This window comes from Streptomyces alkaliphilus, assembly GCF_014141535.1.
Taxonomy (GTDB): domain Bacteria; phylum Actinomycetota; class Actinomycetes; order Streptomycetales; family Streptomycetaceae; genus Streptomyces; species Streptomyces alkaliphilus.
The window spans coordinates 1-4,476 of record NZ_VKHT01000397.1 but is presented as its reverse complement, the minus strand read 5'-3'; the positions used below and the strand labels follow the sequence as shown (position 1 = coordinate 4,476).

The 4,476-nt window shown below is 75.6% G+C and carries 3 protein-coding genes; all 3 read left to right on the top strand.

Annotated features, from left to right (window positions below; translation table 11 throughout):
- The first annotated feature begins 70 nt into the window (after positions 1 to 70).
- The gene (locus FNQ90_RS13735; protein WP_228471132.1) at positions 71 to 2,218 is read left to right on the top strand and encodes an MMPL family transporter; all 2,148 of its coding nucleotides are present in this window, start codon (positions 71 to 73) and stop codon (positions 2,216 to 2,218) included.
- Positions 2,219 to 2,295: 77 nt separating this feature from the next.
- Positions 2,296 to 3,705, top strand: a complete 1,410-nt coding sequence (locus FNQ90_RS13730) for a sensor histidine kinase (RefSeq protein WP_182606644.1) — start codon at positions 2,296 to 2,298, stop codon at positions 3,703 to 3,705.
- A gap of 121 nt (positions 3,706 to 3,826) precedes the next feature.
- A partial coding sequence (locus tag FNQ90_RS13725) for a response regulator (protein ID WP_267133051.1) occupies positions 3,827 to 4,476 on the top strand: 650 nt, incomplete at its 3' end.

The window sequence follows — 4,476 nt, the reverse complement described above, 5'->3', positions numbered from 1 at the left end:
CCCGGACGCAGGGCGTTCCGCACGCCCGCACGGCCGCCCCGATGACGCCCCGCCGTCCGGGCGCCGACGCCTGCTGCCATGGGCGGTCATCCTGCTGTGGGTGGCACTGCTCGCCGTCACAGCGCCCCTCGGGGGGCAGTTGAGCGGGGTGCAGAGCGACGACTCGGTGGAGTACCTGCCGGAGAGCGCCGAGTCCACCCGGGTGGCCCGGCTCCAGCAGGACCTCCCCGGGGGCGGCACCACCGACCTGCTGCTGGTCTACGAGCGGGAGGACGGCCTGACCGGGGACGACCGGCGGATCGCGGAGGAGCGGGTCGCCGGGATCCTCGACCGCTGGGAGGCGACCGGTGACCCCCGGGGCATCCCCTCCGAGGACGGCACCGTCCTGCTCCACCCGCTCTCCCTGTCCGCCCCCGGTGCCGCCCCCGGTGCCGACGACGCCGACGACGAGCTCGTCTTCGAGATCCGCGAGGCGGCCTCCGCCGATCTCCCCGACGGCCTGACCGCCCTGGTCGGCGGTCCGGGCGCCTTCGGCGCGGACGCCGGTGAGGTCTTCGGCTCCATCGACACCACCCTGCTGATCGCCACCGTGGCGGTGGTGACCATCCTGCTGATCCTCATCTACCGCAGTCCGGCGCTGTGGCTGCTGCCCCTGGTCTCGGTCGGCGCCGCCGCGATGGTCGCCATGGCCGTGGTGTACGGCCTCGTCCGCCTCTTCGACCTCACCGTCAGCACGCAGAACAGTTCGATCATGACGGTGCTCGTCTTCGGCGCCGGCACCGATTACGCCCTGCTGCTGGTGGCCCGTTACCGGGACGAACTGCGACGGTTCACGCACACCCACAACGCCATGGCCGCCGCGTTGCGCGGAGTGCTGCCGGCCCTGCTGGCCTCCTCCGGCACCGTCGCCGCCGGTCTGCTGTGCCTGCTCGCCGCCGACCTCAACAGCAGCAGTGGGCTGGGGCCGGTGGGCACCGCCGGCATCCTGTGCGCGCTGCTCGCCATGACCACGCTGCTGCCCGCGCTGCTCCTGGTGACCGGCCGGAAGGTGTTCTGGCCGATGATCCCCGAACCCGGCGCGCCGCCCCGGGGGAACCGGAACCTGTTCGCCCGCCTCGGAGCCTCCGTCTCCCATCGACCGGTGGCGATCCTGGTCACCGGGGTCGTGGCGCTCGGCGCGCTCGCGCTGGGCACTCTCAACCTGCCCGGCCCGCTGCGGGACGCCGACTTCTTCACCACGCCCCCCGAGTCGACCGTCGCCGCCGAGACCCTGGGGGAGGCGTTCCCGGAGCGCAGCACCCGTCCGATCACCGTCCTGGCCCCGGAGGACACCGCCGAAGAGGTCCTGTCGACGGTCTCCGCCACCGACGGGGTGGACTCCGCCGAGCCGGGGCGTTCGGGCGCCGGCTGGACCGAGATCAACGTCTTCGCGACCGGCGCCCCGGAGAGCGAGGAGGAGCGCGCCACGGTCCGGGCTTTGCGCGAGGACCTCGCGGACGACGCCGGCGGTGAACCGGCCGCCCTGGTCGGGGGCTCCACCGCCCAGGCGGTGGACCTGGACGACACCAACGCCCGGGACCGCGTCATCGTCATCCCGCTGGTGCTCGTGGCCGTCCTGGTCATCCTCATCGCCCTGTTGCGCTCCGTGGTCGCCCCGCTGGTCCTCCTGGCCGGAGTGGTCCTCTCCTGGGGGTCCGCTCTCGGCCTGGGCGGCCTGTTCTTCGGGCCGGTGTTCGGGTTCGACGGCATGGACGGTTGGATCCCCCTGCTGACCTTCGTCTTCGGTGTGGCGCTGGGCGTGGACTACGGCATCTTCCTGATGCACCGAATGCGGGAGGAGGCGCTGACGGGTGCCGACACCCGCACCGCGGCCCTCACCGCGCTGCGCGCCACCGGCGGGGTCATCGCCTCGGCCGGCATCGTGCTGGCGGCGACCTTCTCCGTGCTGATGACGCTGCCTCTGGTGGTCATGGTGGAACTCGGCTTCGTCGTCGCGGTCGGCGTGCTGCTGGACACCTTCGTGGTCCGCACCTACCTCGTCACCTCGACTGCCTGGCTGCTGCGCGAACGCATGTGGTGGCCCGGCCCGCTGTGGCGCCGTCCCCCGGCGCCCCCCGTTCCCGCCGGGGGGAGCGGGCCCGGCACCACGGGCCCGGAGGGGCCGGACACCGGTGCCGACGCCCCGCGCACCGGGGCCGGCGCGCCGGACCGCGCGTGAACTCCCCGGCGCGGCGTTCGGCGCCGGCCCGGCTCCGGGACGCCGTCGAACGCCGCGCCGGGATCCCGGGGGGCAGGATGAGGAGGGTGAGCACCGAAGTCACCGCCCCCCGGCCGGACTCCCGCCCGGGCCCTCGCCCGGACCGGGGCGGACGGTCCCGCCGGCACCGCGGGCCCGACCGTCCCGAGCCCTCCGACGCCGCCCTGACCGCCGGGGTCGCGCTCCTCGGCGCGGCTCTCGGCCTCCTGTCCCGCGACGGGGCGTTCCCCGACGCCACCGGATGGCTGCTGCTGGCCGGTGCGACCCTGCCCCTGGTGTGGCGACGGTGTCACCCGTTGGCCGTCCTGACGGCGGTGGTGCTCTGCGTGGGGCCCTACCACGCGCTGGGGTACAGCCACGCCGCGGCCGTGCCCGCCTCGGTGGTCGCGGTCTACACGCTCGCCGTCACCGGCCCCCGGATCCGCACCGTGCTGGCGGGGGCGGGGGTGGTGCTGCTCGGGGTGTCGATCATGGCGGCGGTGGACGCCCACACCGGCGCCGAGATGCTGCGGGTCGCCGGGTGGGTGCTGGTCGTCCTGGTCTTCGGAGAGGCGGTGCGCATCCACCGCGACTTCGTGGAGGCGGTCCACGAGCGGGCCGAGCGGGCCGAACGCAGCCGGGAGGAGGAGGCCGCCCGCCGGGTCGCCGAGGAACGGCTGCGCATGGCCCGTGATCTCCACGACCTGCTGGCGCACGGGATCACCCTGATCGGGGTGCAGACCGCCGTCGCCTCCCACATGCTGCGCAACGACCCGGAACGGCTGGACCGGGAGGCGCTGGCGCGTTCCCTGGAGGGCATCGCCGACACCTGTCGGGACGCCCGGGCCGAACTGCGCCGCACCCTGCTGGTGCTGCGCTCCGACGGCTCATCGCAGGCCACGGGGGAGGGGCCGGAGGACGACCTGCCCTCCGGGCCGCTCCCGGACCTGACGGGCATCCCCGACCTGGCCCGTTCCGCCCGGGCCGCCGGGGCCGCGGTCGAACTGGAGCCCGCCGACCCGGCCGGTCCCGCCGCCGGGGGACCGGTTCCGCCGGTGCCCGCCGCCGCGGCCCACCGGATCGTCCAGGAGTCCCTGACCAACGCCGTCCGGCACGCCGGGCCGCGGGTCCGGGTCCGGGTCCGCCTGGACCGGACGGGGGAGGCGTTGCGGATCACCGTCCTCGACGACGGGGGAGCCCGGCCGGGGGAGCGGAACGCGGACGACGCGGTCGACGCGGTCGACGGCGGGGGCCCGACCGTGCCGGGGTTCGGCATCGCAGGCATGCGCGAGCGGGCCCGGAGCGTGGGCGGCACGCTGGAGGCCGGACCCCGCGCCGACGCCCCGGGTTTCGTGGTGAGGGCGGTCCTGCCGCTGCGGCCGGCTCCCGTGCCGGAAGCCGGCCCCGCCGGCCCCGCCGAACCCGAGGGGCGCCCGGCCGGTGCCGGGGAACGCCCCCGGCTAGGCTGACGCCATGACGACGGCAGGGACGGGGACCACCGGCGGGATCGCCCCCGGGGCCGGCCCGGGCACCGCCCCGATCCGGGTGCTCCTCGCCGACGATCAGACGCTGGTGCGCGCGGCCTTCGCCATGCTCGTGGAATCGGCTCCCGACATGGAGGTGGTCGGGCAGGCCGCGACCGGCCGCGAGGCGGTGGCCCTGGCCCGCTCCGCCCGGGCCGATCTGGTGGTGATGGACATCCGGATGCCCGACCTCGACGGCATCGGGGCCACCCGGCTGATCGCCGCCGACGAGGACCTGGCGGGCGTGCGGGTCCTGGTGCTCACCACCTACGAGACCGACGAGAACGTGATCGAGGCGCTGCGAGCCGGTGCCTCCGGCTTCCTGGTCAAGGACACCCGGCCCGCCGAACTGCTGGACGCGATCCGCACCGTCGCGGCGGGGGACGCCCTGCTGTCCCCCGGCCCCACGGCCCGGCTCATCGCCCGCCTCCTGCGCACGCCCGCGCCGCCGGGGAACGGCGTCGGCGACCCCGCCGGCGCCGTCGGTCGGGCCGGGCTCACCGACCGGGAGCGACAGGTGCTGGCGCTGGTCGGGCGCGGTCTGACCAACGGGGAGATCGCCGAGCTCCTCTCGCTCTCCCCGCTCACCGTGAAGACGCACGTCAGCCGGGTCATGAACAAACTCCCGGCCCGCGACCGGGCCCAGTTGGTGATCGCCGCCTACGAGTCGGGATTGGTGGTGCCCGGCCACGGCGGGGCGGGGAACCCCGGGGATCC

Bases quoted from the DNA above. Each gene is read 5' to 3' on its own strand.
- FNQ90_RS13730 (WP_182606644.1), top strand. From the start codon at position 2,296: ATGAGGAGGGTGAGCACCGAAGTCACCGCCCCCCGGCCGGACTCCCGC.